The 26,559-nt window shown below is 40.9% G+C and carries 24 protein-coding genes and 1 riboswitch; of the genes, 16 read left to right on the forward strand and 8 right to left on the reverse strand.

Annotated features, from left to right (window positions below; genetic code table 11):
• Positions 1–10: 10 nt before the first annotated feature.
• Positions 11–895, reverse strand: a complete 885-nt coding sequence (gene dapA, locus AAEZ18_RS07130; protein WP_011326898.1) for a 4-hydroxy-tetrahydrodipicolinate synthase — start codon at positions 893–895, stop codon at positions 11–13.
• 152 nt (positions 896–1,047) lie between these two features.
• Positions 1,048–1,245, reverse strand: a riboswitch (Lysine riboswitch).
• 203 nt (positions 1,246–1,448) lie between these two features.
• On the opposite strand from dapA, the gene AAEZ18_RS07135 reads away from it, so the two are divergent.
• The 6 genes from AAEZ18_RS07135 to AAEZ18_RS07160 all read left to right on the forward strand — a co-directional run bounded on the left by AAEZ18_RS07135 (position 1,449) and on the right by AAEZ18_RS07160 (position 9,987).
• Positions 1,449–2,147, forward strand: a complete 699-nt coding sequence (locus AAEZ18_RS07135; RefSeq protein ID WP_011326899.1) for a DNA-3-methyladenine glycosylase I — start codon at positions 1,449–1,451, stop codon at positions 2,145–2,147.
• A gap of 9 nt (positions 2,148–2,156) precedes the next feature.
• Positions 2,157–3,566 (forward strand): protein adenylyltransferase SelO, encoded by a 1,410-nt coding sequence (locus AAEZ18_RS07140; protein ID WP_350550557.1) that lies wholly within the window; start codon positions 2,157–2,159, stop codon positions 3,564–3,566.
• A 385-nt stretch (positions 3,567–3,951) separates the two neighbouring features.
• On the forward strand, positions 3,952–5,016 hold the full coding sequence (locus AAEZ18_RS07145) for an OmpA family protein (RefSeq protein WP_011326901.1): 1,065 nt from the start codon (positions 3,952–3,954) through the stop codon (positions 5,014–5,016).
• 296 nt (positions 5,017–5,312) lie between these two features.
• On the forward strand, positions 5,313–7,910 hold the full coding sequence (acnB, locus tag AAEZ18_RS07150; protein WP_011326902.1) for a bifunctional aconitate hydratase 2/2-methylisocitrate dehydratase: 2,598 nt from the start codon (positions 5,313–5,315) through the stop codon (positions 7,908–7,910).
• A gap of 199 nt (positions 7,911–8,109) precedes the next feature.
• Positions 8,110–8,742 carry a 2OG-Fe dioxygenase family protein gene (locus AAEZ18_RS07155; RefSeq protein ID WP_011326903.1) on the forward strand — a complete coding sequence of 211 codons (633 nt, stop codon included), beginning with the start codon at positions 8,110–8,112 and terminating at the stop codon, positions 8,740–8,742.
• A gap of 9 nt (positions 8,743–8,751) precedes the next feature.
• Positions 8,752–9,987: a cysteine desulfurase-like protein gene (locus AAEZ18_RS07160; protein WP_011326904.1), complete on the forward strand. Its 1,236-nt coding sequence runs from the start codon at positions 8,752–8,754 to the stop codon at positions 9,985–9,987.
• Between the two features lie 19 nt (positions 9,988–10,006).
• Here the strand turns inward: AAEZ18_RS07160 and AAEZ18_RS07165 are convergent, their stop codons facing one another.
• Positions 10,007–10,711: a 2OG-Fe(II) oxygenase gene (locus AAEZ18_RS07165; protein WP_011326905.1), complete on the reverse strand. Its 705-nt coding sequence runs from the start codon at positions 10,709–10,711 to the stop codon at positions 10,007–10,009.
• A 33-nt stretch (positions 10,712–10,744) separates the two neighbouring features.
• Here AAEZ18_RS07165 and AAEZ18_RS07170 point away from each other — a divergent pair, with 33 nt between their 5' ends.
• A complete protein-coding gene (locus AAEZ18_RS07170) occupies positions 10,745–11,143 on the forward strand; it encodes an acyl-CoA thioesterase (protein WP_011326906.1) in 399 nt (132 codons plus the stop codon).
• A 12-nt stretch (positions 11,144–11,155) separates the two neighbouring features.
• Here the strand turns inward: AAEZ18_RS07170 and glpD are convergent, their stop codons facing one another.
• The 3 genes from glpD to AAEZ18_RS07185 form a co-directional block, all read right to left on the reverse strand.
• Entirely contained in the window at positions 11,156–12,661 is a 1,506-nt protein-coding gene (gene glpD / locus AAEZ18_RS07175) for a glycerol-3-phosphate dehydrogenase (RefSeq protein ID WP_089367585.1), read from the reverse strand.
• Positions 12,662–12,719: 58 nt separating this feature from the next.
• On the reverse strand, positions 12,720–14,225 hold the full coding sequence (glpK, locus tag AAEZ18_RS07180; protein ID WP_089367586.1) for a glycerol kinase GlpK: 1,506 nt from the start codon (positions 14,223–14,225) through the stop codon (positions 12,720–12,722).
• Positions 14,226–14,427: 202 nt separating this feature from the next.
• On the reverse strand, positions 14,428–14,670 hold the full coding sequence (locus AAEZ18_RS07185) for an HP1242/YdcH family protein (protein ID WP_011326909.1): 243 nt from the start codon (positions 14,668–14,670) through the stop codon (positions 14,428–14,430).
• Between the two features lie 271 nt (positions 14,671–14,941).
• Between AAEZ18_RS07185 and AAEZ18_RS07190 the strand changes: the two genes are divergently transcribed.
• The 8 genes from AAEZ18_RS07190 to speD all read left to right on the forward strand — a co-directional run bounded on the left by AAEZ18_RS07190 (position 14,942) and on the right by speD (position 22,843).
• Positions 14,942–15,523, forward strand: a complete 582-nt coding sequence (locus AAEZ18_RS07190) for an anthranilate synthase component II (protein WP_011326910.1) — start codon at positions 14,942–14,944, stop codon at positions 15,521–15,523.
• Between the two features lie 45 nt (positions 15,524–15,568).
• The gene (locus AAEZ18_RS07195) at positions 15,569–16,729 is read left to right on the forward strand and encodes an HDOD domain-containing protein (RefSeq protein ID WP_011326911.1); all 1,161 of its coding nucleotides are present in this window, start codon (positions 15,569–15,571) and stop codon (positions 16,727–16,729) included.
• 368 nt (positions 16,730–17,097) lie between these two features.
• Complete coding sequence (locus tag AAEZ18_RS07200) at positions 17,098–18,303, forward strand: aspartate aminotransferase family protein (RefSeq protein WP_011326912.1); 1,206 nt, start codon at positions 17,098–17,100, stop codon at positions 18,301–18,303.
• 87 nt (positions 18,304–18,390) lie between these two features.
• Positions 18,391–19,407, forward strand: coding sequence for an arginine N-succinyltransferase (gene astA / locus AAEZ18_RS07205; RefSeq protein WP_086993843.1), 1,017 nt, complete (start codon positions 18,391–18,393; stop codon positions 19,405–19,407).
• Positions 19,408–19,423: 16 nt separating this feature from the next.
• Positions 19,424–20,893, forward strand: a complete 1,470-nt coding sequence (gene astD / locus AAEZ18_RS07210) for a succinylglutamate-semialdehyde dehydrogenase (RefSeq protein ID WP_011326914.1) — start codon at positions 19,424–19,426, stop codon at positions 20,891–20,893.
• 128 nt (positions 20,894–21,021) lie between these two features.
• Positions 21,022–21,360: a DUF3802 family protein gene (locus tag AAEZ18_RS07215; protein ID WP_011326915.1), complete on the forward strand. Its 339-nt coding sequence runs from the start codon at positions 21,022–21,024 to the stop codon at positions 21,358–21,360.
• Between the two features lie 169 nt (positions 21,361–21,529).
• Positions 21,530–21,943 (forward strand): OsmC family protein, encoded by a 414-nt coding sequence (locus AAEZ18_RS07220; RefSeq protein ID WP_011326916.1) that lies wholly within the window; start codon positions 21,530–21,532, stop codon positions 21,941–21,943.
• 87 nt (positions 21,944–22,030) lie between these two features.
• Positions 22,031–22,843 carry an adenosylmethionine decarboxylase gene (speD, locus tag AAEZ18_RS07225; RefSeq protein ID WP_011326917.1) on the forward strand — a complete coding sequence of 271 codons (813 nt, stop codon included), beginning with the start codon at positions 22,031–22,033 and terminating at the stop codon, positions 22,841–22,843.
• 83 nt (positions 22,844–22,926) lie between these two features.
• On the opposite strand, the gene AAEZ18_RS07230 is transcribed toward speD, so the two are convergent.
• Positions 22,927–24,186, reverse strand: coding sequence for an aromatic amino acid transport family protein (locus tag AAEZ18_RS07230; protein WP_011326918.1), 1,260 nt, complete (start codon positions 24,184–24,186; stop codon positions 22,927–22,929).
• 332 nt (positions 24,187–24,518) lie between these two features.
• On the opposite strand from AAEZ18_RS07230, the gene AAEZ18_RS07235 reads away from it, so the two are divergent.
• The gene (locus tag AAEZ18_RS07235; protein WP_341255590.1) at positions 24,519–25,025 is read left to right on the forward strand and encodes a GNAT family N-acetyltransferase; all 507 of its coding nucleotides are present in this window, start codon (positions 24,519–24,521) and stop codon (positions 25,023–25,025) included.
• A 143-nt stretch (positions 25,026–25,168) separates the two neighbouring features.
• On the opposite strand, the gene cysQ is transcribed toward AAEZ18_RS07235, so the two are convergent.
• Both cysQ and cysC read right to left on the reverse strand, forming a co-directional pair.
• Positions 25,169–25,939 (reverse strand): 3'(2'),5'-bisphosphate nucleotidase CysQ, encoded by a 771-nt coding sequence (gene cysQ, locus AAEZ18_RS07240; RefSeq protein WP_350594302.1) that lies wholly within the window; start codon positions 25,937–25,939, stop codon positions 25,169–25,171.
• A 10-nt stretch (positions 25,940–25,949) separates the two neighbouring features.
• A complete protein-coding gene (gene cysC / locus AAEZ18_RS07245) occupies positions 25,950–26,543 on the reverse strand; it encodes an adenylyl-sulfate kinase (RefSeq protein WP_011326927.1) in 594 nt (197 codons plus the stop codon).
• Positions 26,544–26,559 lie beyond the last annotated feature (16 nt).

The following is a 26,559-nucleotide window of genomic DNA, read 5'->3' on the forward strand; positions in this document are numbered from 1 at the left end:
AAACCTATGTTTAATGCCAAGATAAAATGGTGTTGTTTGCTTGTTCAATGCACGTTGTTTGCGTTAATTCGAGGTGAGTTAACGGTGGGCGTAAATACGAACTCGTTAATCGCCCTTGTAAATGCATGAGTACTTTAACGGGAATGGGGTTTGCTACAGTGAACAAGCTACTGATTGCGCTTGACCACTGAGTAAATAAATTGGGGTATTGGCCACTTAGGCTACGCTGTACGAATTCGTGAGTTTGTAGCGGCCAAGCATTAGCTGCTACCGATACCAGCCCTTTAGCGCCGGCTTGGGCAAAGTAGGGCATAAGCGCATCGTCGCCGCTAAAAATAGCTAAGTTAGGAGCCGCTTGACGGTAAGCTTCAAATTGCGCAATGTTGCCACTGGCTTCTTTAAGTGCCCATAGGTTTTTATGTTGTTGTAGGTTTTGAATGGTTGCCACTGGAATATCGACAGCGCTTCGCCCTGGTACGTTATAAAGCATACAAGGGTGTTTACTTATATTTAAAAGGCTTTCAAACCAATGGGTTTGCCCAATTACACCGGGCTTTGCATAAAGCGGCGAGCCAAGTAAAAAGCTATGAATAGGCAAGTGGTTACAGTATTCAACCCAGGCTAATTGCTGTTTGAGGTTCATACCACCTACAGCCACCATTAAGGGTACATTAGGCGATAATTGGCACACGTGCTCAACAATGGCTTGTTGCTCTTTAAGTGTTAAGGCTAAGCCTTCGCCTGTGCTGCCTAGTAGTAAAATAGCATTATTGGCAGCGGCTTGCTCAGCAACCAAAGTGGTTAAGGTACCATAGTCGATTGTACCGTTTTGATTAAACGGAGTAACGAGCGCCGTCCAGACTGAGTAGTCATCTAAATTAAAGTTTTTGATCATCTCTCGCGAACTTATAGAATGTTCGGTGAGTTAAGAAGCTATATAGGAAAGAGCCGCATTAACATCGTTCGAACAAATACCCACGTGTAGGGTATGTTATAATTCGAAGAGCGAATGGGCTTAAATAATAGGGCGCACGGCCTTATTATACTAAGACCAGAAGCTCTCCACCAAACTAATAAGCTACGTTTAAATAGCTATTGGTGACAGTCGCTAGGATTCAACCTAGTCGCCCGAAACAACAATGACACAAATATTGTTGTTTCTCGGCGTTGATTCCCCTTACGTATGCTCAATGGAGTTTGTGCTCCTAACATACGCTACCTGAATAACGCACCTCTTCCAGCCCTTTATATTTGTACTGCTAGCAATACAAATATAATTAAATAGGGTAAGTGCGATGATTAAATCATTTTAGCCATCTGGGTGTCAAGCAGCTAAGTGCAGATAGTGTCATCGATTTTGGTAACGGTTACGTATAAGGACGATTTCCCTTAAACTAGGGGGTAATCGCGGCGCGAAATTTGTAACTGCAAAATAAGGTTTCAAGCAGATGGAAAAATTTAATGATATTTATCAGCGAGCAGTAGAGCGAAAAGGCTCAACACAAATGCTACAGCAATTACTCGCTAAACCTGCATCTAAGCGACAATTAGTAGCTTTAAGTGATGATGATTGGCTGGAAGAGTTTACGCGCAAGGTTTTTCAAAGTGGTTTTTACTGGTCGGTTATTAACAGCAAGTGGGCAGGCTTTAGAGAGGTTTTTTGGCAGTTTAGCGTTGAAAAATTATTAATGATGCCACCCGATATGTTGGAGCAAAAAGCCAGCGACGAGCGCATTGTTCGTAATTATAAAAAAGTAAAAACGATCCCCGAAAATGCGTTCATGATCCATGAGGTTACCCAGCAACATGGTAGCTTTAGTCAGTTTATTGCAGACTGGCCAAGTGAAGATATTATTGGTTTGTGGGCGTACTTAAAAAAACACGGTGCACGCTTGGGTGGAAATACCGGCCCTTATACTTTGCGTGCATTGGGTAAAGACACCTTTTTATTATCGCGGGATGTTGAGAGTTATTTGCGCGCGCATAAAATTATTGATGGTGGCTTACAAACTAAAAAGTCGTTAACTGCAGCGCAAGCGTTCTTTAATGAATTACAACAACAAAGCGGTTTGAGCATGCAAGAGCTAAGCTTAATTATAGCCTACAGTGTAGGCGATAATCGTGTAGGTATAAGCCAACAACAGTAGAGGGTAGTTATGAATTTAATGCCAAGGTACAGACAAGTAGCCGACAATTTTGCAATTGAAGATCGCCCATCTAAGGTGGCCGCCCCACAGCTATTACTATGGAACGACAGCTTAGCTAAAGCGTTTAATATTAATGTAGTTCCTGAATTACGGGCCAGTACTTTTAGCGGCAACGAACAGCAAGCAATTGCAGCGGTTGCACTGGGATACTCAGGGCATCAATTTGGACATTTTTCACCTCGTTTAGGCGACGGGCGTGCTCATTTGCTAGGTGCAGTAGAGGATGCGCAAAACCAGTTGTGGGACATTCAATTAAAAGGCTCAGGTGCCACTCCTTACTCTCGTGGTGGCGATGGCCGCTGTGCACTTGGCCCAGCAATTCGTGAATATATAATGAGCGAAGCAATGCAAGCGTTAGGTATTAAAACTACGCGCTGCTTAGCAGTGGTTGGTAGTGGCGAAACCGTGTACAGAAACCCACCTCAACCTGGCGCTATTGTAACACGCTTAGCCAGTAGCCATATTCGTGTTGGCTCGTTTCAGTATTTAGCAACGCAAGGCGACGTTGAAGGGCTTAAAAACCTTGCCGACTTAGCTATTGAGCGTCATTACCCAAAAATTCAAGCAACAGGACCTGAGCGCTATTTAGCATTTTTAGCTGCAGTGATTAAAAACCAAGTTGAGCTGGTGGTTAGTTGGATGCGAGTAGGCTTTATACATGGGGTAATGAATACCGATAATACGCTGGTTAGCGGCGAAACTATCGACTATGGCCCATGTGCCATGATGAACAGCTTCGATTTTGATACCGTGTTTAGCTCTATTGATAAGCAAGGGCGTTATGCATTTGGTAATCAACCTAATATTGCTAACTGGAACTGCGCCCGCTTAGCTGAGAGTTTAATACCGCTTGTAAATGATGACGACGAACAAGCTGTGGCGTTAATGACCCCAATAATAGATGGTTTTGCTGAGCAATTTAATGTTGAATTTAGTGCAATGTGGGCAACAAAACTGGGCTTAGCTGGCACAGATACAGCCGATAAAGAGTTAATTGCAGAGCTATTACAGTTATTAAAAGAGCACCAACTCGACTATACCAACACGTTTGATGCACTAACCGAGTCTTTAACAGGTGGAGTGAGCATACCAGTGGTATTAGTTCAGTGGGCCGGTAAGTGGCAAAAACGTACCGATGATCGCAGCTATACCGTAATGCGCGCAGCTAATCCGCGAGTTATTCCTCGTAACCATGTGATCGAAAAAATACTTAGTGAGTATAATAAGACTGGCTCAAGTGAATTACTGCATGAGTTTATGCAGGTTATGCACACACCTTATGAAAATACAGACAAATTGGCAAAATTTCAGGATGCACCTAGCAGCGATAAAGAGTATTATACTTTTTGTGGTACTTAATTATTAGATTGAAATTTAAGTTGCTGATTATTAAAGGTCATTTAGCGGCCGTAGCGCTGCTTTATTATTGAGCACAATAAACTGAGCTGATATTATTGATATGCATTTAAAGCTAGGAGCTTGGAGCTCAATATAAACTCAGCTAGTGAAGTCGGTATGGTTATTTAATAAATTTAGATACTAGCGATAGTATTTATTATCTAGGGGTTGGGTAAAGTAATTAATATGTCCTAAACTTACTGATACTTGTATATAGAGTGTTGAAAACGAATTAATTTATCTTTTGTTAAGTATTGATTAATAAAGGATCAGGTAATATTAATAAAACTGGTTGAGCTAGAAAGAATTAGCTATATTTTTTAATTGTTAAAATGGGAAGAAAACAATGAAATTAAAATCACTTACAATCGCAATCGCGTTAGCTGCAACTAGCGCATCAGCATTTGCAGCAGAAAAAACTGAAGGTTTTTACATTGGTGTGTTCGGTGACTATTACGATGCATCTTGGAAAAACTTAAACATGCACCAAAACTTGGAAGTTAATGAATCTGCAAGTTGGGGTGCTGAAGTTGGCTACCGTTTCAGTGATTACTGGAGTGCACGTCTTGAGTATGCAGATATGGACTTTAATGCATTTCTTAAAAATCCGATTCCTAATGGTAATCGTAACGACGTAGACGGCGAGCGTTTTGGTGTTGATGCACTTTACCACTTTGGTGGCGGTCCTTTCTATGGTTTATTTGGTATTAAAGAAGTAAAAGTAGCAACAGATAATACTTTCTTAAACGCAGGTGTTGGTTACCAGCACTTCATTACAGACGGCTTATTTGTTAACGCAGAAACATCTGTTTATCAAGGTCTTGACCGTGGTTATACCGATGTGAACGCTAAACTAGGTATTAACTACTTATTTGGTCAAAGTTCAGTAGCAGAAGAGCCAGTTCAACCAGCTCCAGAGCCAGTAATTGTTGAAGTTGCACCAGTAGATAGCGACAACGATAACATTCCAGATGCAGATGATCAGTGTCCTAACACACCAATGACAGATGCAGTTGATGGCACAGGTTGTACATTATACGAAGATAAAGAAGTAACTGTAAGCTTATTAGTGACTTTCCCTAATAATACATCTGCAGTATCTACACAGTACTTAAACGATATCGATAAAGTAGCTGAGTTCTTAAAAGAGTACCCAGATACAACTGTTCTTTTAGAAGGTCATACTTCTTCTGTAGGTAAAGCATCTTACAACAAGTGGTTATCTAAAAAACGTGCTGACGCAGTAGCTAAAAAATTAGTAGCTGATGGCGTAGCAGAAGACCGTATTACTACAGTTGGTTTAGGTGAAGAGCGTCTTAAAAATGAAGCGAACACTAAAGCAGCACACGAAGAAAACCGTCGTGTAGAAGCGCATATCAAAACGATTAAAAACGTTAAAGTTTTACGTTAATAAAATCGATTGAATTACAAAAACCCAGCTTTATGCTGGGTTTTTTTATGCCTACTAAAAACTTAAATTAAAAATTAATACTAATGATTCTTACTTAATAAACATTCATAGAAATTGATTTTACTTTATCTACTATTCATAATACTTATAGTCGGTATAATCAGTTGCTGAACTGGATAGATTTTCATCTACCTACAAAAGCTTTATAATTAAGCGTTAGAATACTATAAGTATTGGGTAACATTGCGCTTATGAAGCGCTACCGAATATTTTCACGTCACCAAGAGGGCAATATTGTGCTACAAGAATATCGTAAACACGTAGAAGAACGTGCCGCGTTAGGTATCGTACCAGCGCCATTAGATGCTCAGCAAACGGCTGATCTTATTGAATTAATCAAAACTCCACCGGCTGGTGAAGAAGAGTTTATTCTCGACTTATTTGCTAATCGTGTACCGGCAGGTGTTGATGATGCAGCTTATATCAAAGCAGGGTTTTTAGCGGCAGTTGCTAAAGGTGAAACTAATTCTCCACTACTTTCTAAAGAAAAAGCGGCAGAATTATTAGGAACTATGCTAGGCGGTTACAATATCGCACCTATGATAGACCTACTTGATGACGACACACTTGCACCTATTGTAGTAAAAGGCCTTTCAAACACATTATTAATGTTTGATGCATTTTACGATGTAGAAGAAAAAGCAAAAGCGGGTAACACATTCGCTAAGCAAATTATTGAGTCTTGGGCAAATGCAGAATGGTTTACTAATAAACCAGCTGTTGCTGAAAAGATTTCAGTTACTGTATTTAAAGTAACTGGCGAAACAAATACGGATGACTTGTCACCTGCACCAGATGCATGGTCTCGTCCAGATATTCCACTACATGCTTTAGCTATGCTAAAAATTGAACGTGATGGTATCACTCCTGACAAACCAGGCGAAGTAGGCCCAATCACCCAACTAGAAGAATTAAAAACTAAAGGCTTACCACTAGCTTACGTTGGTGATGTTGTTGGTACGGGTTCTTCACGTAAATCTGCAACTAACTCAGTGCTTTGGTTTATGGGCGATGATATCCCGTTTGTACCAAATAAGCGTGTTGGCGGTGTATGTCTAGGTAATAAAATTGCACCAATCTTCTTTAACACTATGGAAGATTCTGGCGCTTTACCAATTGAGCTAAATGTTGATGAACTTAACATGGGCGAGCAAATTGACATCTACCCATACGAAGGTGTTGTTAAGCAGCATGGTACTGATAAAGTAATCTCTAAGTTTGAACTTAAATCTGAAGTGATTTTAGATGAAGTTCGTGCTGGTGGTCGTATTCCACTAATCATTGGTCGTGGTTTAACAGACAAAGCACGTACATCACTTGGTTTAGGTGCTACTGATATATTTAAAGTACCAACAGCAACTGAAGTATCAGATAAAGGCTTTACACTAGCGCAAAAAATGGTTGGTAAAGCATGTAACGTTGCAGGTATTCGCCCAGGTCAATACTGTGAGCCTAAAATGACAACTGTTGGCTCGCAAGATACAACAGGTCCTATGACACGTGATGAACTTAAAGATTTAGCTTGTTTAGGTTTCTCTGCAGACTTAACAATGCAGTCTTTCTGTCATACATCGGCATACCCAAAACCTATTGATGTAAACACGCATCACACGCTTCCTGATTTCATCATGAACCGTGGCGGCGTTTCACTTCGCCCAGGTGACGGTATTATTCACTCATGGTTAAACCGTATGTTATTACCAGATACCGTAGGTACTGGTGGTGATTCGCATACACGTTTCCCATTAGGTATTTCATTCCCAGCTGGTTCGGGTGCAGTAGCATTCGCAGCAGCAACAGGTGTTATGCCTCTTGATATGCCTGAGTCAATTTTGGTTCGTTTTAAAGGCGAAATGCAACCAGGTATCACATTACGTGACCTTGTACATGCAATCCCTTACTACGGTATCAAGCAAGGCTTATTAACAGTTGAGAAAAAAGGTAAAATCAACGAGTTCTCTGGTCGCGTACTAGAAATTGAAGGCGTTGAGCACCTAACTGTTGAGCAAGCGTTTGAATTATCAGATGCATCTGCTGAGCGTTCAGCTGCAGGTTGTACGGTTAAGCTTTCAAAAGAGTCTATTTCTGAATACCTAGAATCAAACATTGTTATGCTTAAGTGGATGATCTCTGAAGGTTATGGCGATGTACGTACGATTGAACGTCGTATTAATGCAATGCAAGACTGGTTAGCTAATCCTGAGCTTATGGAAGCAGATAAAGATGCTGAATACGCTCACGTAGTTGAAATCGACTTAGCTGAGATTAAAGAGCCAGTTCTTTGTGCTCCAAATGATCCAGATGACGCGCGTTTACTTTCTGATGTTGCTGGCGAGAAAATTGATGAAGTATTCATCGGTTCTTGTATGACTAACATTGGTCACTTCCGCGCGGCTGGTAAGTTACTAGATGGCTTTAAAGGTCAACTACCTACTCAGCTTTGGGTTGCTCCACCTACTAAGATGGACAAAGACCAACTAATTGAAGAAGGCTACTATGGCATCTTTGGTCGTGTTGGCGCACGTATAGAAACTCCAGGTTGTTCATTATGTATGGGTAACCAAGCACGTGTTGCTGATAAAGCAACGGTAGTGTCTACCTCTACACGTAACTTCCCTAACCGTTTAGGTAATGGTGCAAATGTATTTTTAGCATCATCTGAACTTGCTGCAGTTGCGGCAATTATCGGTCGATTGCCAACTGCTGCTGAGTATCAAGAATATGCAGCGAAGATCAATGCAACAGCGTCAGATACATATCGCTACTTGAACTTCCATCGCATGCCTGCTTACACTAAAAAAGCAGACAACGTGATCATTCAACAAGCAGTATAATTTTTACAGCTTATTTAAAAACCCGCTTTTGCGGGTTTTTTATTGGCAAAAATAAATTTTAGATAGTTAATGTTGTTTTTTTGCATTTATTGTATTAATTTTGGTGGTTAATTGTTTTGAAGTTAAATAATAAAGCAATAAATCCTCTTTGCATGCATTAAAATCTCTGCAATATTATAATTACTATAGCAGGATTTTTATGACCGCTTTAAACCCCCAGAATTTACTGCAGCTGCGTTTTATTAACCAAACAAATATTGATTTGGTTAAGCCTTCTTTTGATAACCTGCCGACTAATCCTTATGCAGATGGTGCCTTTCGTAAACGCCGTTACTCTGTAGTTAAACTACAAAATGGTGAGCTAAAGCTACAAGCAACAAAAGCATTTGTACAAGATGATGCAATTAATACCTTTCAGGGTAATGTTGAGCGTAGTTACGAAAATTTAGAGCAAAGCCTACTTGAGTCAGCGGGCATGAAAAGTATTGTGAATGAGTTTCGTCAAATTACCGGGATTGATGAAGAACGTGATATCGAAATTCACCAATTTCGTATGTTAGCCATTGATAGTGATACGCCTGCAGCGCCAGAAGGCGTGCACCAAGATGGTTTTGATCATGTGTGTGTATGTGGTGTATCGCATGAAAACTTAGAGGGCGGTGAATTGCTTGTATACGAAAACAAGCAAGCCGATCCCTGTTTTAAAATGGCCATAAAAGACGGTATGTTTGCAGTAATTAACGACCGTCAAGTGTGGCATAACGCTACTCCAATGAATAAACTTGATGCCAGTAAGCCAGGTTACCTGGATTGCTTTGTATTAACGTCTTAAGGAATGAGCATGAATATAACGCAATTACGTGAGCAATTTCCGGCATTAATGCAAAGCGTTAATGGTAAATCTCCCGTGTTTTTAGACGGCCCCGGTGGCTCGCAAGTACCGCAATCGGTACTTAACGCTATGACTGCTTATTTGGGTTATTACAACTCAAATTTAGGTGGAGCATTTTTCTCAAGCGATAAAACCGTTGAGCTAATGGCAAATGCTCGCCAAGCTGCTGCCGATTTACTCAATGCGCCCAGCTCACAACAAATTGTATTTGGTCCGAATATGACCAGCTTAACGTTTAGCTTTAGCCGCGCAATTTCACGCGACTGGCAAACGGGTGATGAAATTATTGTCACTAACGCGGATCACTTTTCTAACGTTTCGTCGTGGCAGCAAGCCGCAGAAGATAAAGGTGTTAAAGTTAATACTGCGCTTATTAACGAAACCGACTGCACACTCAATATGGCGCAGTTCGAGAGTTTACTAAACAGTAATACTAAGCTGGTAGCGGTAACTTATGCTTCAAATACCACAGGTTCAATTAACAATATTAAACGTATTGTAGAGCTTGCCCACAACGTAGGCGCACTTGTTTATGTTGATGCCGTACATTATGCACCGCACGAACTTGTAGATGTACAAGCGCTTGATTGCGACTTTTTAGCCTGCTCTGCGTACAAGTTTTTTGGCCCGCATTTAGGTATGGTTTATGGCAAAAAAGAGCACCTTGAAGGATTTACCCCGTACAAAGTTGAGCCAGCTAAAGACGTAGCGCCTGGTCGCTGGGAAACCGGCACGCAAAGCTTTGAAGCCATGGCTGGTTTTATAGCGGCGGTTGATTACATTGCAGCAATTAGCGAGCTTGACGACAGCCATTCACGCCGCGAAAAGTTAAGTGTTGCCTTTGCTAAAACCAAGCAACACGAAATGGCGCTGAGTGAATACTTTTTAACGCGCTTAGTTAATTACCCGCGTATTAAATTGTTTGGTATAGATGATTTAGATCGTTTAAATGAGCGTACGCCTACTTTTGCGTTAACTTTTGAAGGTTTAGAGCCGCGCGCTGTATCTGAATGTTTAGGTAAGCAACATATTTGTGTATGGGACGGCAACTTTTACGCGCAAGGTTTGTGTGAGCAATTAGGCGTACTTGATAAAGGTGGCGTAGTGCGCATTGGTTGCATGCACTACAACACCACCGCAGAGCTTGATCAGTTATTTAATTTGTTTGATGAGCTACTAGGTTAATATACATAAAAAAGGTGCGCTAGCTCTTTGGCGCACCGTATATTTGCTCTGCGCGGTTAAACAGTACCCACGAGGTTAAAATATACTTATCGTTAGATACTGGCTTATTGCCACGGTGAGTGTGAGTAAAGTAGCCGGGCGCTATTACCATAGTGCCTTTTTTAGGCGCAATTTTACGCTTTTGATAATAAAACTCCGTTTCCCCACCTTGTTCAACATCGTTCAAATAAAACATAAACAGCAATACTCTATGTAGCGCCTCGTTATGATTTAACTGCGGATAAACTTCGCTGTGCCAATACGGGTAACCGCCTTTATTAACTTGGTATTTTTGCGCCTGAATATTTCCTAGCCTAAAAATTTGCTGCACTAATAAGGGCAGTTGTGGTTTACCCACTTCATCAAAGTTTGCGTGTGTTAAGTCAACAGGTTCGCCACTTTTAGGGTGATACACTTTTAGGCCAAAGGCACCAATCATAATAAAAATATGTTCTTCAATGTATTTAAAAACATACTGTGCAGTGGTTTGTTGAATGTGTTTTAATTGCTCAACGTATTCCGGATGATTGTTTAAGTGCAAGTCGTGGCTATCTTTTTTATTTAAATCGATACCGCCAGATGTCATCCCTTGTTTTATATGCGGGCTTTGAGAAAAGGTAGTGATAAAGTTATCACAAAAGTCATTGCTGAGCGCGTTATCGTATACGCGAATAAAGTCCGTCATAGTTTACCTTTATATAATTATTATTGGATTATTATGTTTATTGAAAAAGTGATGCCGCGCTTTAGTGAAACAGATGCGCTAGGACATATTAACAATACCGTACTCCCTGTATGGTTTGAAGCTTCGCGTGCGCCTATTTTTAGGTTTTTTACCCCAGATTTAAACCCACATGACTGGAAGCTAATTATTGCCAAAGTCGAAGTGTCGTTTGTTGGTGAGTTATTTTATGGCCATGAAGTAACCATTAAAACCTCAGTAGAGCATGTAGGTACCAGCTCATTTGTATTACGCCAAGAAGCTCACCAGCAAGGTAACTGCTGTGCAGTTGGTAAAACGGTATTGGTACGTTACGATTTTGCAGCAAAAGCAAAGCAATCGCTTTCAGTATCTGAAAAATCGTCACTTAATGAGCATTTAGCCCCGGCTAGCTAGTTTGGTAAATGTTTACAGCGGTATTGAGCCATTATAATTTTGAATATACTGGCTCAGCGCTGTTATTTGCTCAGTATTAAAACGCAAACCTAACTTACTACGACGCCACAATATATCCTCGGCGCAGCGAGCCCACTCGCTATTAACTAAATAATTTACTTCAGTGGCGTATAAACCATGGCCAAAATGCTGGCCTAAATCAGCTACGCTTTGGGCATCTGTAAGTAGGGTATAAGTGCCAGTACCGTAACTGCGTATAAAGCGATTTAAAATAAACTCAGGCAACCATGCATACTTTACCTGTAGTTGTTGCTTTAATACTACCTTTGATGAAAAGTCGCCACCGGGTAATGGAGTATTTTTTGTCCATGTTTGGCCCATATGCGGATAAAAGCTGGCGAGTTCGTTTACTGCGTTTTCAGCGAGCTTGCGATAAGTGGTAATTTTCCCACCAAATACACTTAGCAGTGGTGCCTGGTTATTATTGCTCGATAATATCAGTTTGTAGTCGCGAGTAACGGCTTGTGCGTCGCATGAGTTATCATCTAGTAAGGGGCGTACACCACTAAAGGTATGCACTATGTCGTTATGAGTAAGTTGTTTTTTAAAGTAATTATTAGTAATGCCAATTAAGTAATCGACTTCTTTATCGCTAATTTTTACATCTGCTATATTGTCGCTGTATTCTTCATCTGTAGTGCCAATCAGTGAATAGTCATCTTCAAATGGGGTAACAAAAATAATACGCTGATCTTTATTTTGTAAAATATAGGCCTGCGGCTCAGTGTGAATACGCGGCACAATAATATGGCTGCCTTTAACTAAGCGAATATTATGTGGCGACGGCCCAGTAATTACCTCATCAAAAAGTGATGCAACCCAAGGGCCCGCTGCATTAACAACTCCTTTAGCAACTATAGAACATTGCTTTTTGCTACCTTGTTGCTCTAAGGTCACACTCCAATTATTGTTATTGCGAACTGCTTTAATACAGCGCGTGCGGCTTAAAATGGTTGCACCTTTTTGCTGTGCTGCTAACGCATTTAAAATAACTAACCTCGAATCATCAACCCAGCCATCAGCGTATTCAAAACCGCGGGTAATAGTATTATTCAATATACTATCGCGGGTAAATTTAATTGATTTTGATGCGGGTAAAGTAATGCGTTTGGCAAGATGGTCGTATATAAACAACCCAATTCTAATCATCCAGTAAGGGCGTAAATGCGCTTGATGTGGCAGCCTAAAAGATAGCGGCCACATAATATGTGGGGCATTTTTTAATAACACTTCACGCTCTTTAAGTGCCTCTTTTACTAGCCTAAATTGGTAATGCTCTAAATAGCGTAGTCCACCATGAATAAGTTTACTGCTACTTGATGATGTAGCAGAGGCTAAATCATTTTGCTCACACAGTAATACTTTTAAGCCTCTACCGGCGGCGTCAGCCGCAATACCAGTGCCATTAACGCCACCGCCAATAACCAGTAAATCATATTCATTATCGAGTAATTTCACTGAATACCTCTTTATTAATTTAAGCGATGGCATATCAATAGCCAATAACACTATCGCATTAGCAGTCGTCTTTTGTTGCGTTATTTGAAAGTGTGACTTGTGCTATACAGTGCTGCCATTTTGCGTATAAATCGTTACGTTCATCTATGCTCATGGTTGGTTCAAAACGACGGTCGCATTGCCACATAGTAGCTAATTGCTCCGTTGACTTATAAATCCCAGTTTGCAGCCCTGCTAAATAGGCAACACCCAGAGAGGTTGTTTCTGTTAGCGCTGGGCGTTCCACACTTGCGCCTAAAATATTAGCTAAAAACTGCATGGCCCAATTATTTTTTGCCATGCCACCGTCCACGCGCAAAATACTTGGACGCAGGCCATCACCTTCCATGGCTTTTTGTAAATCTTTGGTTTGATAGCCAACAGACTGCAGCGCCGCTGCTACTATAGTGCTAATGCCCGAATCACGGGTTAAACCTAAAATAGCACCACGGGCATTGGCATCCCAGTATGGGGCGCCTAAACCGGTAAACGAAGGCACTAAAAATACGCCGTGATCCAGTGGCACGTCTTTGACCATAGCCTCGCTGTCGCCGGCATGTTCAAGTAGCTTTAAGCCCTCAACAATCCATTGCATAGTGGCACCCGCCATAAAAATACTGCCCTCTATAGCGTAGGTCACTCTACCATTGAGCCTGTAAGCCACAGTAGTTAATAAGCGGTTATTAGAGGTAAGGGCTTTATCGCCCGTATTAAGCATTAAAAAGCAGCCCGTTCCGTAGGTACTTTTAGCCATGCCTTCTTTAAAGCAAGCTTGGCCAATTAATGCGGCTTGCTGATCCCCCGCCATAGCGCAAACTTTAATCGGTGCACCAAAAATTTCACTGCTGGTACTGCCAAACTCGGCTGCGCTGTCCATCACTTCTGGAAGCATAGAGTGTGGAATATTAAACTGCGTTAGTAACTCTTCATCCCAACATTGCTGATGTATATTAAATAATAGTGTACGTGAGGCGTTGGTGGCATCGGTACGGTGTACTTTGCCAGCGGTTAAATGCCACAGTAAATAACTGTCAACCGTACCAAATGCTAGCTCGCCGGCTAGCGCTTGTTGCTGTGCATCGGCAACATTATCTAAAATCCAGCGAATTTTAGTGGCTGAAAAGTACGGATCTAATAATAGCCCGGTTTTATCGCTAATTTTTTTACTGAGTTTATCGCTACGTATTTGCTCGCAATACTCGCTGGTACGGCGATCTTGCCACACAATGGCATTATAAATTGGTTGGCCAGTCTTTTTATTCCATACTAAAGTGGTTTCGCGCTGATTAGTGATACCAATGGCAATGACCTGCTCGGCTGTAACCTGGTTATTAGCCAGTACTGTTTTACAGGTACTTAGTACGGTTTGTAAAATATCGTTAGGGTCGTGCTCAACCCAGCCATTATTGGGAAAGTGCTGCGGGAATGTTTGCTGAACAGTATCAACTACCTTGGCATCTTTGGTAAATAAAATAGCCCGAGAGCTGGTAGTTCCTTGATCAATCGAGAGTATGTATTTAGACATAAGCTTAACGTTATTTATCTTAGATACAGATAGCTTGTCTGCAAGTTAAATTAATAGCAATGCTTTTTAAATATTAGGAAGGGCTGTTATAGCTATAACGCTGTAATTTATACCAAGGGTGGTGGCAGTGTATATTAAGAAGCAAGGGTAATAAGAGCCCATAAGTCAGAGGGCTCTTAAATACAATGGGTATAAATTGCGCTTAGCTGGCTTTTAACAGTTGTTGATGTAGCCAATCTTTTAACACCACACGGTCATGTTTTAATTGCAGCATTTCCTCGTCATCGATAGGCGCGTCTTGCAGCTCTAAGGTACGAATTTCTTTATCAAGCGCGTTGTATTTTTTGGCTTTATCTGCAAACTCTGGATCATTGCTATTGAGTTTTTTAATGGTATTTAGGTGCTCAGGAAAGTCTTGAGTTAATGAATGATCTTCGCCTAACATAGGTACTCCTTAACGGTGCGTGTAATAAATGTGTTTTAAAAATAACACGCTTAGGGTTTAGTTAAATTCAGATTGTATGGGTATTTATGTACGCCATAATATTAGAGCTGGGGGTTGCTTGAGTATAAATCAACACATAGCCGTTATTAATTATTATTACGGAAATACTTATATATCACTATACAAAGCACTGACACTCAAAGATGCTTAAGTTAGAATACAAAATGCAACAACTCCTCGCAAACAATAACTATTTTGAGTGCTTTATTACATGCTTTTAATGATCGACAATTACGACTCGTTTACCTATAACTTGGTACAGTACTTTCAGCGTTTAGATCAAGAGGTACTGGTTAAGCGCAACGACCAAATAACGCTTAGCCAAATTAAGCAGTTAAATCCTCAACATATTGTTATATCACCCGGTCCTAAAAGCCCAAGCGAAGCGGGTATTTCATTAAGTATTGTTGAGCAATTAAAAGGGCAGTATCCTATTTTAGGAATTTGCTTAGGGCATCAAACTATTGCCCAAGCCTTAGGAGCAAAGGTGGTGCGTGCTAAAAAAGTAATGCACGGTAAAACATCGCCAATTTACCATAGCGATCAAGGAGTATTTAAAGGTTTAGCTAAGCCCTTAACGGTCTGTCGGTATCATTCTTTAATTGTTGAGGCACAGTCGCTGCCTAAAGAGTTGCAAGTAACAGCCTGGACACAAACCCAGCAAGGTGAGTTTGACGAAATTATGGGATTATTACATACAGACTTAGCACTTGAAGGTGTACAATTTCATCCGGAAGCTATTTTAACTGAGCAAGGTTTAGCGTTACTTGATAACTTTTTAACTCGCTTCTAAGCTTATAGTATTAAGTAAATATCATTACATTAAAGACAGAGAGCCATGACCGAAATAGTGCAGCAACCGCGTATTGTTAAAATGCTTAATCAACGAGCACATGATTTGCTGCTTGGTCATAACTTTGCTCATCAACAAATTGGCTTTATTCATACGCTAGAAATGGACTATGGCGAACCACTAAAGCAACGCACATTACTTGAAGTAGAGGTTGCCGCTCAGCAAAAGCGCAAGTTAAAAAGCACCGCGCATCATAAATATCGTGCAGCAGCGAGCGAGCAACTGCATAAAGCAATAGAAAAAATGATGTCTGAGCAGCTTAGCGATATAGACAGTGTTATTCAAAACACCATAGGTGTAGAGGACAGCGTATGTGCCATGTTAGATATTTTAGCCACAAAAAGCGCATCGGTTGGGCGCTTAGAGCCCTTAGTTAACGACCTAAGCTGGCTTGGCAGAGAGTTAGTTACTTTAGTTAACTTGCCTTATTATCGTAATCAGCGCAGCAAAAATACCGCAGTGAAAGTAGATAGCCCCGCTTTAGCGCTGCGTTATATTGGCCTAGATAACTTACAGCTAGTAGTACCAACTTTTGCAGTGCGCCATTGGATGCCTTATAGCACAGAGCCTTTTTCGTTACTAAAAAGGCGCTTAAAAGAAAGCGCCATGGCGAATGCTATTGCTGCACAAAAAATTGCTGAAGTTAACGAGGTTAACCCAAGCCATGCTTTTACTTTAGGGATGTTATTAAACGTGGGGCAAATAGCCTTAGTGCGTTTATATTTAAAAGTGTTTGAGCAAATTTGGCAGCGAAAAGTACAATTTGCTCGCACTACAGCGAATAAAGGCTTGCATACTGCATTGCTAGAGCTAAAACCAGACCCTTTATTTTTAACCACCTTACTGAGCGAACAGTCGTTGGCTATTAGCGCTAAAATAATTGAAAAAATGGCCTTTAAGTATTTGCCGTTTAATAGCGTAATGCAGCAACTCGTTAATGGTGTAGAAAAAGGCGATACAGCGCTGCCTTTAACGCAGGTAATGCTAAAAGCACGATGTTACTCTCAGTACTTAACGCTAAAGCAGCATCAGCTAGTTGAACCGGATGAAACGCTTAGTTGGTTTTCGTACTTTAAGTTCACCAAAAAAGAGCTAAAAGCACTCCAAGCAAGCAATTTTAATAATCTTGCTATTCAAATTGATTAAATTTGTTAATTTTTTTGCGACTATCCATTCACTTTTTATTATCTCTTTTCAATACATTTCCCCGTTTAAAGTGAGGCGCGCTCGTTGTTCAGGCGCTTTATTGGCTAAAAACGAGTTGCATAAAGCAAGCAAATAGTTATTCACTATCTATGAAATTATATCTCAAGCCCTTTATTATCAAGGGTTACATGAAAGTTTTTGAAGAGACATAATCAATGTTTTCTGAAATAATAAGCGTCTGAAAATTGAACCACACAGCCCTTTTTATGCAAATATCGCTATACTGAGTTTGCTAAAAAACACATATGCTACAGGTTACCACACAGCTATTTACGGCTTTGTGATGTACACAATTAAGAGGAAATAAAATGACAGTCAATCGCGAATTATTTGATCACGTAATGGTTCCTAACTACGCACCTTCAAGCGTAATTCCAGTTCGAGGCGAAGGCTCTCGCGTATGGGATCAACAAGGTCGAGAGTTTATCGACTTTGCTGGTGGTATTGCCGTTAACTGTCTTGGCCATTGCCACCCTGCATTAGTAGGCGCATTAAAAGAGCAAGGCGAAAAGCTTTGGCATCTATCAAATGTAATGACCAACGAGCCAGCACTACGCTTAGCTAAAAAAATGGTTGATGCAACCTTTGCCGAAAAAGTTTACTTTGCCAACTCAGGCGCAGAAGCAAACGAAGCAGCACTTAAATTAGCGCGTCGTTTTGCCCTTGATCAATTTGGCGCAGAAAAATCACAAATCATCGCATTCAACAAAGGTTTCCACGGCCGTACATTCTTTACCGTAACTGTTGGTGGCCAAGCGGCATACTCAGATGGTTTTGGTCCTAAGCCAGGCGACATTGTACATTGTGATTACAACGACCTGGCAGCATTTGAAGCCCTTATTAGCGACAAAACATGTGCCGTAATGATGGAGCCACTACAAGGTGAAGGCGGTATTGTTTCGCCAACTGACGAATTTGCACAAGGCGTTCGTGATTTATGTACTAAACATAATGCACTGCTTATTTTTGATGAAGTGCAAACAGGTGTTGGCCGTACAGGTAACTTATACGCATACCAAGGTTTAAACGTTGTTCCTGACATTTTAACTACGGCTAAAGCATTGGGCGGCGGTTTTCCTATTGGTGCTATGATCACCACAACTGAAATTGCACAACACCTTAAAGTAGGTACGCATGGTTCTACTTATGGTGGTAACCCATTAGCGTGCGCCGTTGCCGAAGCAGCATTCGATACTGTAAATACCCCAGAAGTACTTGCTGGTGTAACAGCAAAAGCAGCATTATTTAACCAACTACTTACTGAAATTAATAATAAATACCACGTGTTTAGCGAAATTCGCGGCCAAGGTTTATTAATTGGTGCAGTAGTAAGCGAGCAATACAAAGGTCGTGCAAAAGAGTTTTTAGTGGCAGGTACTGAGCACGGTCTTATGTCATTAGTTGCCGGTGCTGACGTGGTTCGTTTTACACCATCATTAGTTATCCCAGAAGCCGACATTCGTGAAGGTATGGCACGCTTTGAAAAAGCAGTAGCCAGTGTTGTAAGCGCTTAACATAGCCAAACAATATCTATTAAGGGCAGACCTAGTTTGCCCTCTAATTTTAATTTACCGTTATAATATAAGGGAGTAAGCGGGTTTATGATGATCCTTCGCCCAATCCAACAAAGTGACTACCCTGCATTAGTGAAAATAGCCCACGAATCGGGTCATGGCTTTACTTCTTTACCTAATAATGAAAAGTTATTGCAAAAGAAAATAGATCATTCGGTTAGCTCATTTGCAAAAGCTGCTACCGAGCCGGGCGACGAAGGTTATTTATTTGTACTAGAGGACACCGAAACAGGTGAAGTAGTTGGCACCTCAGGTATAGAAGCCGCTGTTGGCTTAGATGATGCATTTTATCACTATCATTTAAGTAAAGTGATTCATTCTTCACGCACTCTAAACGTATATAAAGCAGTTGATATTTTAACGCTTTGTAACGATTACACCGGCGCTACAGAGCTATGTACATTATTTTTGAAAGACGCATACCGCAAAAACAGTAACGGTAAATTACTTTCAAAATCGCGTTTTATGTTTATTAAGCAGCATCAGCAGCGTTTTGCACAAACCGTCATTGCAGAAATGCGTGGTGTGTCTGACGACAATGGCAGCAGCCCATTTTGGCAATGGCTAGAAGAGCACTTTTTTTCAATGGACTTTCCAACTGCCGACTATTTAACAGGCATAGGCCAAAAAGTATTTATTGCTGAATTAATGCCTAAGTACCCAATTTACGTTAATTTGCTCAGCAAAAATGCGCAAGCTGTTATTGGTAAAGTACACGACAACACACGCCCAGCAATTGAGCTATTAAAAAGTGAAGGTTTTACCTTTAATGGGTATGTTGATATTTTTGATGCCGGCCCCACAGTTGAAGCAAAAGTAGATAACATTGCCACCATTCGCAATGCTAAACACTTTAAAGTTGAAATAGGTGAACCAAGTGGCGACACCATGGTGTTATTAGCCAACGAAAAGCTTACAGATTTTAGAGCAACTGTAGTGCCTATGACGTTCGATGAGCGCATGAGCAGCATAGTAATAACGCAACAAGTAGCCGATGCACTGTATTTACAAGCGGGCGATAGCGTAAGCGCAACCACGATTTAATTTAGGAGAAAGTATAATGACTCATCCTGCACAATTTATTAATGGTCAATGGTCACAAGGCCAAGGAACCGAATTTAGTTCAGTAAACCCAGCCAATAACAATGTTATTTTCCAAGCAAACTCAGCAACTGCAGAGCAAGTAGACGCTGCAGTTAGCGCAGCGCGCGAAGCGTTTTATGCTTGGGCTGATAAAACATTTGCTGAACGTTTAGAAATAGTTAAAGCATTCGCAGCGCAATTAAAAGAAAACAGCGAAGAGCTAGCCATTACTATTGCACAAGAAACAGGTAAGCCACTGTGGGAAACTCGCACAGAAGCGGGTGCTATGGTTGGTAAAATTGCCATTTCTGAAAAAGCGTTTTTAGAGCGCACTGGCGACGTAGAAAATGCAATGCCACTAGGGCGCGCAATGATCCGCCACAAGCCACACGGTGTTGTAGCTGTATTTGGTCCGTATAACTTTCCGGGGCATTTACCTAATGGCCACATAGTGCCAGCGCTTTTAGCGGGTAACACGGTTATATTTAAACCGTCAGAACTTACGCCTAAAGTTGCCGAGCTTACGCTTAAGCTGTGGGAAAAAGCAGGTTTACCAGCGGGTGTAATTAACCTTGTACAAGGTGAAGTAGCAACGGGTAAAGCCCTTGCTGCTCACAAAGGTATTGATGGCTTGTTCTTTACGGGTTCTTCGCGCACAGGTCATATTTTACATGAACAGTTTGCGGGTCAACCTGGTAAAATTTTAGCGCTAGAAATGGGCGGTAATAACCCACTTATTATTACTGACGTTGAAGATACTAAAGCGGTTGTTCACGATATTATTCAATCAGCGTTTATTTCAAGTGGCCAGCGTTGTACCTGTGCACGTAAACTATTTTTACCAACGGGTAGCAAAGGTGATGTAATCCTGGAGCGTTTAATTACCGCAACTAAAGCGATTAAAGTAGGTAATTATGACGATGCAGATCAGCCATTTATGGGCTCAATGATCTCATCAGCCGCCGCTGCCGGTATGGTTAAAGCGCAAAACGAACTTGTTGAGCTTGGTGCTCAAGTATTGGTAGAGCTTGAGCATACAGTTAATACTGGCTTTGTAACACCAGGTATTATTGAGTGTACAAATATTAGCGACTTCCCAGATGAAGAGCATTTTGGACCACTTCTAAAAGTATTCCGCTTTGACGACTTTGACCAAGCAATTGATAAAGCCAACGACACAAGCTTTGGTTTATCAGCAGGTTTACTTAGCGACAGTGCAGCCGACTACGAGCACTTTTTACGCCGTATTCGCGCTGGTATTGTTAACTGGAACCGCCCAATTACTGGCGCATCAAGTGCTGCACCGTTTGGTGGTATTGGCGCATCGGGTAATCACAGAGCCAGCGCGTATTACGCTGCCGATTACTGTGCATACCCAGTAGCATCAGTAGAGCTTGAAAAAGTTGCTATGCCAGCTACATTAAGCCCAGGCTTAAAAATAGACTAAAATTACTACTAAATAATTATAAAAGCAGCTTCGGCTGCTTTTTTTGTATTAGCTATGTCGCTAAGCTAGTAATTATTAGTGCTTTCTGCTTAAATTACTGAATTAATTATTTTTAAGGTATACGTGTAATGGTTTTAAATAGGCAAGGGTACGACGACTTAATTATGTACCTAACTCAAAACTTAGCTTTATTTGAAAAGCCGGGTGAAATAAAACCAGGTGCACCTACGGTTATGGAATTAATCGAAGACGTGATTGCACAAAACGTAATGCTCATATGTCAGCAGCACACAGAGCTCACTACAGAGCAGCGTAGCCAAATTGTGCGTGAAGTTGATGGCATAGTTTACGATTTACAAGAAGTCCTCAGTAGCATCACCTCGCGGCCTGTTACGGTAGAGCAACACATGTTTATTGATGAGTTTGGTGGTTTGGTTAAAAACCTATTTGATAACGCCGTTTCTTAGCCCGCAACCCTTCTATATTTTCCGGTAGCACGCTTTAAATGCGCTGACGGTTTTACCACCCTTGCATAAATTTAAGTGCCTTGATCAAGCTAATTTATATTATTGCTGGGCGCTCACTTATTAAAGCTGATTGGTATACAATCAAGAAAATAATTTTTGAGGTATAACAATGCAAGCAAATGTAAAATGGGTTGAAGGTAATACCTTTATTGGTCGCTCTAATTCAAATCATAATGTTGTATTTGACGGTGGTAGCGACAGTGCTGCACCAAGCCCTATGGAAATGGTATTAATGTCAATCGGTTGTTGTTCATCGGTTGATGTAGTGAGCATTTTAAAAAAAGCCAAACAAGATTTTAGCAACGTAGAAGTACAGTTAACGGCAGAGCGCGCCGAAACTGCCCCACGAGTATTTACCAAAGTTAATTTACACTTTGTAGCAACGGGCAATAATGTGTCTGAAAAGCACCTTGCACGCGCTGTTTCACTCTCTGCTGAAAAGTATTGCTCGGTCGCATTAATGCTTGATAAAACAGTAAAAATTACGCATAGCCACGAAGTTGTGCAAGATCAAGTAAAATAACGCTTTTTCCATGAGTAAAATTCGTATAAAATCCGCGAACTTTTATTCTGCTAGAGCAGATTTCACTAATTTATAGGTTGGTTTATTATGAACAAACCCTTCGATAAACTTAAACTTCATGGTTTTAATAATTTAACTAAAAGTTTAAGCTTTAGTATTTACGACATTTGCTATGCAAAGACCGAGCAACAACGTAAAGAATATATTGAATATATCGATGAGCAGTACAGTGCAGATAGACTAACCGACATTTTAGGTGAAGTTGTTGATATTATAGGTGCTAACATTTTAAATGTAGCGCGCCAAGACTACGAACCGCAAGGTGCAAGCGTAACTATTTTGGTTTCAGAAGAGCCGGTAGAAGAGCAGCAAAATTACGATGCTGACGAAGCTCCAGGCCCATTACCAGATTCAGTGGTTGCCCATTTAGATAAAAGCCATATTTGTGTACACACGTACCCAGAAGCTCACCCTGATGACGGTATTTGTACTTTTCGCGCCGATATTGAAGTGTCAACGTGTGGCATAATATCGCCACTTAAAGCGTTAAACTTCCTTATTCATAGTCTAGAGTCAGACGTAGTAACAATTGACTACCGCGTACGTGGTTTTACCCGCGACATAAACGGCGTTAAGCACTACATCGATCATGCAATTAGCTCAATTCAAAACTTCATGACAGAAGATACCAAAGAAGCGTACCAAATGATGGACGTAAACGTGTATCAAGAAAACCTGTTTCACACTAAAATGATGTTAAAAGAGACTGATTTAAATACCTATTTGTTCGGCCTTTCTACGGATGATTTGTCAGATGAAGAAGAGGAAGAAATTCGCTCTAAACTGACCCGTGAAATGCAAGAAATATTCTATGGCCGTAACTTGCCAGACCTAGATTAAATAGCAAAATATAGTCAATAAAAATGGCGCTCAATGAGCGCCATTTTTTTGTGTTAAAAAGCTTATAGCCAGTATATTTAGTATTATTTAAGCATGCTGTAAAGCAAAGCCATTACCGCCATTGAGCCAACCGCTAATATAAATAAGGTGCTTAAACGATTACGATGCTTGTGTAATGCCGGTACTTTATAAACAGCAATCATGGGCATAATAAATAAAATCATCGCAATAATAGGGCCAGATAACTGATCCATCATATCGAGTATGCTCGGGTTTTTAACCGCGCAAAACCAAATAGCAAAAAACATTAGTACAGCACCTACCTTATCGGCAACTTTAGCGCTTATGTTCGACTGCTTAGTTACTAAGCCAGTAAAGCTTTCGCGTGCACCCAAAAAGTGCCCTAAAAATGACGACATAATCGCAATAAACGCCACCAATGGGCCAAGCGTAGCAATAAACGAATTGTCAGTAATATTGGCAAGGTACGATAAAACCGACACATTTGCCGCTTTCGCCGCCGCCATTTGCTCGCCAGTTAAGGACAACACACACGAAAACACAAACAGCAATACAAAGGTAATTAACAGTAAACTGGTGCGCTTTAATATCGCCTCAGACTTAGCAACCGCTTTATTACCATAATGACCGCGTTGTACGTTTACAAAGCTCGAAATAGCCGCTGCGTGGCTAAACGAAAATACAATAATAGGAATCGACAACCACAGTGTTTTACCAAAGCTGCCTACTTCTGGCAGCGCCATATTCGGCATTTGCCAACTAGGGATTAAATACAAGGATAAAAAAAACAATATGCCCACAAGCGGATAAACTAAAATAGCAAAAGCACGAAGCATCAGCTTTTCGCCGCCCATCATTAAGCCAATCATACCTGCAACCAATACACCAGAAAGCAACACCCGCGATGGCGACTCCATGCCAAGCTGGTTCACCATAAAGCTGTCTACGGTATTGGTTAAACCGACACCGTAAATAAGTAAAATCGGAAAAATAGATAAAAAGTACAGCAAAGAGATTAGCCGACCCGCGGTCACCCCAAAATGCTCCTCTACTACATCGGTAAAGTCAGCATCTTTATTTTTTGACGACAGCACAAACCGCGCTAAACCGCGGTGCGCTAAAAAGGTCATTGGAAAGGCCAAGCACGCCATAATAATTAACGGCCAAAAACCGCCAATACCAATATTAATAGGTAAAAATAAAATACCGGCACCAACGGCGGTACCAAATAGGCTTAACGTCCACTGTGTGTCGTGTAAAGTCCAAGAAGACTGTTTTGCTGTAGATGCATTAAAATGCGTAGCATCTTGAGATGGGGGCATAAGCTCACCAGGTTTTTTTTAGAATAATAATGACGGCAAAGCATATAGTTTTTACTTAATGATTTCATTCGATAAACTAGCTTAATATTCGCTTATTTGTAGCGTACCAGTTACGCCTGTAATTAATTTGCAACAGCGTTATAAAAGTGAGCAGAGAATGGCAGTGGCTTTAGCTCAACGTTAAAAATAATAAGCAGGAAAGGTGCGATTAAAAAGGGGGTTAATAGCTTTTCCCCATAAAGTTTAAAGTTTACACACTGCAATCTAGAGTATAATTATTGTAAACCCTACTTTCCACCTAGGTTGTAAAGTGATTGAAAACAGGAGTTTTTGTGATATTTGAAACCTTGTCAGTTAAGCATTTAGCTATGTTATTGCAATTTGAATCAGAAAATAAAGCTTGGTTTGAATCAATGCTGCCGCCGAGAGAGGATTACTTTTATCGCGATTTAGGCATTAAAATGCATATTTATGATGCCATTATAAACATGCAATTAGGTACGCATTATTCGGGTGTGCTTATTGTTAATGAGCAAATTGTTGCGCGCGCAAATTTAAAAGATATAACAGGGCAAACAAACACTGCCGCAGTGGGTTATCGAGTTGCTAAAAATAGCATAGGTAAAGGCTACGCCAGTTTTTGCCTTAACGAATTAATTAGCATAGCCGCTCAGCATTATGCAGTTAACAAGTTAGAAGCCTTAGTTCTAGATAATAACCCCGCCTCAAAAGCCGTACTATTAAAGTGTGGTTTTAAAGCCCAATCACATAAAGACAACTACATGACAATAAACGGACTCACATTAGGCGTTACACACTTTTTACGCGCACCGATTTAAGTGTTTTTTGAGGTGAAATTGGAAGATTAAAATATTGTGGTTAACAGCGGTTATTCGTTGGGTTTCGCTTCACTCAACCCAACCTACGGTGTTTAAATTGACATAGAGCTGCTAGTAGCTAAAAGCCCGCAGCTCTAGGCGCTTTATTCTTCAATAGCTGAAACAATAAAATACGGATTTAAATACTCATCTTTGGTGTTATAAATTAGCGGGCTGCCATCAAGTTTAGTCACTTTTGCACCGGCTATTTCGGCGATTGCATGGCCGGCGCCAGTATCCCATTCACAGGTTGGGCCTAAGCGGGGGTAAATATCAGCACTGCCTTCGGCCACTAAGCACAGCTTTAGTGAGCTGCCTTTTGAAACCATTTCTACCTCGTCAAAGCGTTTTACAAATTCGGCTAAATCGGGTGAGGGGTGTGAGCGGCTGCCAACTACGCGTATTAACCCTGTGTTTGGCTTGGTAGTTACTTTTAGCTCTATGCGCTCATCGCCTTTGTCTTTAAATGCGCCTATGGCTTCGCTTGCTAAGTAAGATACGCCAAGGGCTGGGGCGTCTACTACGGCTAAAACCGGAATGCCATTTTCGATAAGTGCGATATTTACGGTGAATTCACCATTTTTTTTAATAAACTCTTTGGTGCCATCGATAGGATCTACTAGCCAGTAACTTTTCCATGCTTTGCGAACTTCCCAGCTTATATCAGCGTTTTCTTCACTTAATATAGGAATGTCGGGAGTGAGCTGCTGTAGCCCTGCGACAATAATTTTATGAGCTGCTAAGTCGGCGTCGGTTACTGGGCTTTCATCGGCTTTGTATTCAACGTTAAAGTCCTTTTGATAAATTCCCATTATGGCGCTACCCGCTTTGCGGGCAAGGATCAGGGTTTCTTCTAGCAGTTCGGTTTGGTTCATTGGGGTTAACCTATATTATGTGCTGTTGTTTTAGATACGTTATCAGCTGAACAACCGATTGGTCTAGGGTGTTTTTACTGGTATCTAAAATTATTTCTGGATTGATGGGTATTTCGTAACTGGAATCAATGCCGGTAAAGTGTTTAATTTCGCCAGCGCGGGCTTTTTTGTATAAGCCTTTAGGATCGCGGCTTTCGCATACATCGAGTGGGGTGTCGATAAACACTTCAATAAACTCCTTGTCATCTACTAAGCTACGTACCATGTCGCGCTCTGCTCTAAAAGGCGATATAAACGCAGTAAGCACTAACAAGCCAGCGTCAACCATAAGTTTTGCCGTTTCACCTACGCGGCGAATATTTTCAACTCGGTCTGCGTCGCTAAAGCCTAGGTCTTTACATAAACCGTGGCGTACGTTGTCGCCATCGAGCAGGTAAGTATGAATACCTTGTTGATTAAGTGCGGCTTCTAGCGCGTTTGCTACAGTGCTTTTACCTGAGCCCGAAAATCCGGTAAACCATATAATAGCGCTCTGATGCTTTTTTTGCTCACTACGTTGTGCTTTAGTGGTTGCGTAGTTATGCCAAACAATATTTTCATCCATAGTGAGTTATCTCTTT

Source organism: Pseudoalteromonas sp. 19-MNA-CIBAN-0066, from assembly GCF_040308705.1.
GTDB lineage: Bacteria > Pseudomonadota > Gammaproteobacteria > Enterobacterales > Alteromonadaceae > Pseudoalteromonas > Pseudoalteromonas nigrifaciens.